Below are 6,305 nucleotides of genomic sequence, written 5' to 3' on the forward strand. Positions count from 1 at the left end.
AACGATTCCTTGACTCGGTAGCCGCCCCTGCCGGGGCGCGGAACGTTCATTCTACCCGGCCTCAAACATTCGTACGAACCGGGCGCCGCCGCGGCGTGGCGTCGCGGTATTCAGCCGCTGCGCTGCGCGTAGGGATAAGGCTGGGACCGGGTTTCGGCCAGGCCGAGCAGGGCGGCCGCGTCGGTGGTGCGGAAACCGCCGGCGCTGGCGGCGAGGGTGAGCACGCGCTCGACGGCGTGGGCCAGGGTGCCGTCGAGCTGGCCGGCCTCGGGTTCGAATTCCTCTACGCCGAGGTGGGCATCCAGCAGCGGGCGCAACGCGGCCGGGCGCAGCCACAGCATGCTGCCGGCGATGAAGCCTTCGTCCCAATCTTGGGGGGAGGGAATGCCGAGGCGACAAGTCAGATACTCGACGTTGGCACGATTGGCACCCCAATAGTGGCCAAGCAATTGCAGGTGGCCCTCAGCGTACACTAGGCCCAGCGTGGCGTCGTCGCGGAAGGCGACGGCGATGCGCGCGGCGCGTTCGGGCGCGAGCAGCTTGTCGAGCAGTTCGCGGCGCCAGGTTTCGCCGTCCTGCCGATGGGTGGAGCGCTTGCCATGCAGCTTGAGCACGGTGGTGACGCCTTCGTCGAGCAGGCGGTTGGCCAGGTGCAGGAACGGCAGGATGTCGCGGCCGCGGTTCTCGAATACCTCGATTTCGGCGTCGAGGTCGAGCTGCGCCACCTGTTCGCGTACGGCCTGTTCGCGCTCGTGAGCGGTGGTGATGACGATGCGCCAGTCGATGCCGCTGGCGCGCAGGGCTGCCGCCAGTTCGTCCAGTAGCTCGGGATACCAGATATGGATCACCGCGCATGGCCGCGCATCGGCGGCTGGCGCCGGCTGCAGTGCGGCGCGGGTCGCCTCCAGCCAGGCATGGCCGAGCCGGCTGTCCGGTTCCAGCACGGCGCCTTCGGCCCATTCGTTCCAGGCGTTGACGAACACCAGCGGTAGCGCCGGAAAGCGCCGCTGCGCGACACCGACGGCGTGGCGCAGCCAGTCGCGGTAGCCGCGTGGCGAGGCATGCGCGAACACGCGGCCGCCACCGCTGCGCCGCGGTTCATTGTCCCAGCCGGGGTTGACGCCGGGGTAGCGCGGATAGGCGGGCTCAGGCTGGGACATCGATTGCCGCGCCAGCTCGCGCCAGTCGTGCACGTCGCCGCGGTAGTCGGGGTTGAGCAGGTGCTGCCGCGCGGTGATCGGCGCGGGCGTGGTGTTGTTCGGCGGGAACTCCACGGCGGCGTCGAAGCCGATCGTGCGCGGGTCGACCCGGTCAAAACTCTGCACGTAAGCCAGATGGATCTCGCCGATGCCGTTGGCGCGACACCATTTGCGCCAACGTTGTGCGGTTGCCTTCGGGTCCGGCAGCAGGCCCGGGCGGTAGACCAGCAGCAGCGGCTTGCCGTCGACGCGCAGGTAGCGCGGGTCGGCCAGATAGCGCGCGACGTGCTCGATGAAGGCGAGGTCGTCGTCGGCGCTGTGCTGCTGGCCGATCAGGATGTCGTCGGCGCGGCCGTCCCAGCGTCGCGACCAGTTTTCGTTGGCCCAGCACAGGCACAGCGGCAGGTCCAGCGTGGGATCGGCCAGCCATTGCTGCAGCGGCGTTTCCAGCAGGGTCTTGCCGGCGAACCAGTAGAAGTAGCTGCAGAACGCGCCGACGCCGTACTCGCGCGCCAGCTGCATCTGCCGGCGCATCGTGTCCGCCAGGCGCAGGTCGTAGAAGCCCAGCTCGCCGGGCAGGCGGGGCTGCGCGTGACCTTCGAACTGCGGCAGCGCGCGCGCCACGTTGTGCCACTCGGTGAAGCCCTCGCCCCACCAGGCATCGTTTTCGGGGATCGGGTGGAACTGCGGCAGGTAGAACGCCACCACGGTGGCGGGCAGCGGCGTCGGCAACGTGCCGCGGCGCCGGGGGACGAAACCGATCGCGCGCCCTGCGGCCTGGCGGCGTGGCCGATGTTCGGCCTGCGGCATCTCGGCCGACTGACCGCGCGGCCCGCGCGGCAACAGGTAAGCGTGCCGGTCAAGAAAGCGCTGGCGCAGCCGGTCACGCGTGGCGCCCGGCATCGGGGTCAGCCGGAAGCCGGTGCGCAGCACGGTGAACAGACAGCGTTTGGCGAAGTCGCGGGTGGACATGGTGGTCTATCGATGGCGATGGCGAAGCATCGGCGCTGGCGCCTGCGTGGTCAATCCAGCACGCGATGCAGGACGGCGGCGGCTGCTGCTGCAGAGAAATGCTGCTGCACGTTGTCGAGGCCGTGCGCGGAGAGCTGTGTCCAGAGCGTTTCGTCGCGCTGCAGCCGCAGCACCGCCTCGACGATGGCGGGCGCATCGTCGGCCACCAGCACGTTCACGCCGTCGGCGAGCTGCATGCCTTCCACCGCGAGGGTGGTGGCGATCACCGGTACGCCGTGGCTCATCGACATGTTGATCTTGCCCTTCACGCCGGCGCCGAAACGCAGCGGCGCCAGCGTGGCGAGGCAGCAGTCCAGCCACGGCGCCAGCTCGGCCACGCGGCCGTGGAATTCGAGGCCCGGCGTGGCCAGCGCGTGCCGCGCCGCGTCCGGCATGTCGCCGAGTACGTGCACGCGCAGGTGGGGCAGCGCCTCGCGCAGCCGCGGCAGGATCTCGCCGGCGATCCAGCGGACCGCGTCGCTGTTCGGCGGGTGGCCGTAGCCGCCGATGAAGACCAGATCGCGCCGCCCCGCCTGCGGCTGCCGGCAGCCATGCACCTGGTGGATGTTGGACAGCAGTTCCACCCGCGCCTGCGGCAATAGACGCGCCAGCAAGGTCCGCTCGTGCGGGCTGACCACGAAGCTGACATCGGCCTGTTCGATCAGGGCCAGCTCGCTGCGGCGGGCGGCTTCAGCCTGGCGGGCCATGACGGCGCTGCCGCCGAGTTCGGCGGCGCGCCGTTCGCGCAGGAAGTGCAGGTCCACCGTGTCGAACAGCAGTCTCGCCTGCGGCGCATGCCGGCGCACCAGCCCGGCGTATTGGCCGGCGACGGTATGCCGGCACAGGATCACCGCGTGCAGTTCGCTGCCGTGCTCGCGCAGCCAGCGCGGCAGGTCCGCCACCCACGGCTTGCACAGCACTTCGCAGCCCAGCGCGCCGAGCGCGTCGATCTCCACCGGGCTGGCGCGGCCGTCGTCGGGCAGGAAGGCGGTGCTCCAGCCCTGTTCGTCGAGCAGGCGCAGGATCGCGCACAGGCGCAGCGAGCCGGAGTCGCGCGAGGGTTCCGGCGTCATCGCGTCCACCACCAGCACGCGGCCGCGCCGGCGCCAGCGGATCGCGCGCTCGAGCGGCGTGCCGGCAGGCGGCTGGGCGGCGAGTTCGGCCGTCCATTTGCCGACGAACTTCGCCCGGTTGGGCCGCTGGTGGCGCTTCATGCCGCGGTCGAGGTCGGTGCCGGCGCTGATCCCCTCGCAGTGGATCACCGTGCTGGCCGGCTCGTAGTACACGCGCAGGCCTAGCCGGCGCACCGCGAACGCCAGGTCGGCGTCCTCGTAATAGGCCGGTGCGTAGCGCGGGTCGAAGCCGCCGACGCGGCCGAACACTTCGCGGCGGATCAGCAGCGAGGCGCCGGAGACGTAGTCGACCTCGCGCCGGCAGCGGAACAGCGGCAGGTCGCGCGGCTCGAAGCGGCCGGTGGTCCAGCAGCTGCCGTCGGCAAACACCAGGCCGCCCGCTTCCTGCAGTCGCCCGTCGGGATAGACCAGCCGGCTGCCGGCGATGCCGCAGTCGGCCCGCTCGGCGAAACAGCGCAGCAGCGCATCCAGCCAGCCGGGCGTGACCTGGGTGTCATTGTTGAGGAACAGCAGGAACTCGCCGCGTGCCATGGCGGCGCCGGCGTTGCAGCTGCCGATGAAGCCGAGGTTGGCGGCGTTGCGCAGCAGATGCAGGCCACCGACCTGGGCCAGCGTGGCGGCGCTGGCGTCCGGCGAGGCGTCGTCCACCACGATCACCTCGAACGGCACCTGCGTGCCGTGCTTCGCCAGCGAACGCAGGCAGGCGAGGGTATGGGCGAGTTCGCCGTGGACCGGGATCACCACCGATACCAGCGGCTGCTCGCTGACCGACAGCGCGAACGACGCGAACGGTTCGTCCAGCGGCAGCAGGGCCAGCGCCTCATCCAGTTCGGGGCGCGACTGGAACTCCTGCCGCACGCGCGCCAGCGTGCCGCGCCAGCCGCGCAGCGCCAGGCTGGCGCGCGTGCGCTGCCACAGGTAGCCCAGGCGCTTGACTCGCCAGTGCAGGTTGCCGATCAGCGGACTGCCCTCGGCCACTCGGAGGTTCTGGTCACTCGGCCCGGAGCCGGCTTCCGGCGTGACCCAGGAGGCGATTTCATGCGAGCCCTCGACCTCACGGATTTCGTGGAGCGCGGCGGTGCGCATTCACCCGGTGGAACGGGTTCATCGGTACACCTCGCGGCGGTTGCCGACGCGAACCGCCAGAATGCACAAGACGCCGTCCTGGATGTCCGCGATGATGCGGTAATCACCCACTCGGTATTTCCAGAAATCACCAAGCTTGGAGCCTTTCAGCGCCTCGCCGAGGCTGCGCGGGTCGTCCAGTGGCGCGACGCGAGTGCTCAGGAATTTCAGAATGCGCTGGCGTGTTTGTGGATCGAACTGGTGAATGTTTTTCTGGGCGAGGGATGACAGCTCAATCCGCCAGGTCATACTGCTTCATGACGTCAGCCAGTGACGTGGTTTTACTGCGTCCTGCGCGGACCTTGATCAACTCCTGTTCGGCAAGATACAGGTCCTCCAGATCGTCGATGTGCTCGACGATGGCCTCGCGGACATAGTAGGTCTTGGTCCGGCCAGTAGCTTTCGCCAGTGCGTCCAGGCGCAGTTCGATAGCTTCAGGTAGTCGAATGGCGAGCATCGGGTTTCTCCAGGTGCAGTGCTATACAAGTATAGCTTCACGCTTTCGCTGCGGCCAGCAACTGTTTTTCCGCTGTTTGGCGAGCCTGGAAGGCCTCGAAAGGTGGCGGCAACCGGCTCTGGGAAGTCCTTGTCCGCTGCCACAGGTAGCCGAGGCGCTTGAGTCGCCAGTGCAGGTTGCCGGCGTGCCATGACCTCTGGTTGACCGCAATGCCCTGTTGCAGGAGGCCCCTCTCCCGTCGGGAGAGGGGTTGGGGTGAGGGTTCGGGTGTGGCACGGGATGCAAGTTTCGACGGATCTGTGGTGTCTCGCTTCGCCCGAACCCTCATCCGGCTCTTCGAGCCACCTTCTCCCGGAGGGAGAAGGGAAAAGCGTCGTCGCCAATCGGGCGGGTCAATGGACAGCCGCAAGCTCAGAGGTTCTGGTAATTCGGCCCCGAGCCGCCCTCCGGCGTGACCCAGGTGATGATTTCGTACGGGTCCTTGATGTCGCAGGTCTTGCAGTGCACGCAGTTGGCGGCGTTGACCTGCAGGCGCTTGCCGTGCGGCATGCTGGCGTCCTCCACCATCTCGTAGACTGCGGCCGGGCAGAAGCGGGTGCAGGGGTTGTCGTATTCCTCGACGCAGCGGGCGGCGCAGATGTCGGTGTCGGCCACGTGCAGGTGCACCGGCTGGTCCTCATCGTGCTCGGTGGCGGCGAAAATGCCCTGTTGCAGGAGGCCCCTCTCCCGTCGGGAGAGGGGTTGGGGTGAGGGTTCGGGTGTGGCGTGGGATGCAAGTTTCGACGGATCTGTGGTGTCTCGCTTCGCCCGAACCCTCATCCGGCTCTTCGAGCCACCTTCTCCCAAGGGGAGAAGGGGAAAGCGGGTTAAGCACCGCTTCGCCCGAACCCTCATCCGGCTCTTCGAGTCATTGCGGGGCGGAGCTGTCTGCCACCATCTCATAGACGTTGGCCGGGCAGAAGCGGGTACAGGGGTTGTCGTATTCCTCGGCGCAGCGGGTGGCGCAGATGTCGGTGTCGGCCACGTGCAGGTGCACCGGCTGGTCCTCGTCGTGCTCGGTGGCGGCGAAAATGCCCTGTTGCAGGAGGCCCCTCTCCCGTCGGGAGAGGGGTTGGGGTGAGGGTTCGGGTGTGGCGCGGGATGCAAGTTTCGACGGATCTGTGGTGTCTCGCTTCGCCCGAACCCTCATCCGGCTCTTCGAGCCACCTTCTCCCGAGGGGAGAAGGGGAAAGCGGGTTAAGCGTCGCTTCGCCGAACCCTCATCCGGCTCTTCGAGCCACCTTCTCACCCGCAAGGGGACTCCCTAGACCAACGAGGGAGTCCCCCCGGCTCTGCCGGGGAGGCAGTAGAAGTTTGACGTTTACAGGAGTCCATCGGGGA

General features: G+C 68.4%; 4 protein-coding genes and 2 pseudogenes. All 6 read right to left on the bottom strand.

Annotation, left to right across the window (positions count from 1 at the left end):
• Positions 1 to 110: 110 nt before the first annotated feature.
• Complete coding sequence (locus AC3WTD_RS07235) at positions 111 to 2,171, bottom strand: glycoside hydrolase family 99-like domain-containing protein (protein ID WP_492613381.1); 2,061 nt, start codon at positions 2,169 to 2,171, stop codon at positions 111 to 113.
• 50 nt (positions 2,172 to 2,221) lie between these two features.
• The gene (locus AC3WTD_RS07240) at positions 2,222 to 4,429 is read right to left on the bottom strand and encodes a glycosyltransferase (RefSeq protein WP_492613382.1); all 2,208 of its coding nucleotides are present in this window, start codon (positions 4,427 to 4,429) and stop codon (positions 2,222 to 2,224) included.
• An 18-nt stretch (positions 4,430 to 4,447) separates the two neighbouring features.
• Positions 4,448 to 4,717, bottom strand: coding sequence for a type II toxin-antitoxin system RelE family toxin (locus AC3WTD_RS07245; protein ID WP_492613383.1), 270 nt, complete (start codon positions 4,715 to 4,717; stop codon positions 4,448 to 4,450).
• Positions 4,701 to 4,925 (bottom strand): type II toxin-antitoxin system RelB family antitoxin, encoded by a 225-nt coding sequence (gene relB / locus AC3WTD_RS07250; protein WP_492613384.1) that lies wholly within the window; start codon positions 4,923 to 4,925, stop codon positions 4,701 to 4,703. Before relB ends, AC3WTD_RS07245 begins: the two co-directional genes overlap by 17 nt.
• Before the next feature lie 411 nt (positions 4,926 to 5,336).
• Positions 5,337 to 5,639: pseudogene (locus tag AC3WTD_RS07255) on the bottom strand (4Fe-4S dicluster domain-containing protein); the annotation flags it as partial.
• 199 nt (positions 5,640 to 5,838) lie between these two features.
• Positions 5,839 to 6,009 (bottom strand): annotated as a pseudogene (locus tag AC3WTD_RS07260) (4Fe-4S dicluster domain-containing protein); the annotation flags it as partial.
• Positions 6,010 to 6,305: the final 296 nt, after the last annotated feature.

Source organism: Rhodanobacter sp. FW106-PBR-R2A-1-15 (genome assembly GCF_058789735.1).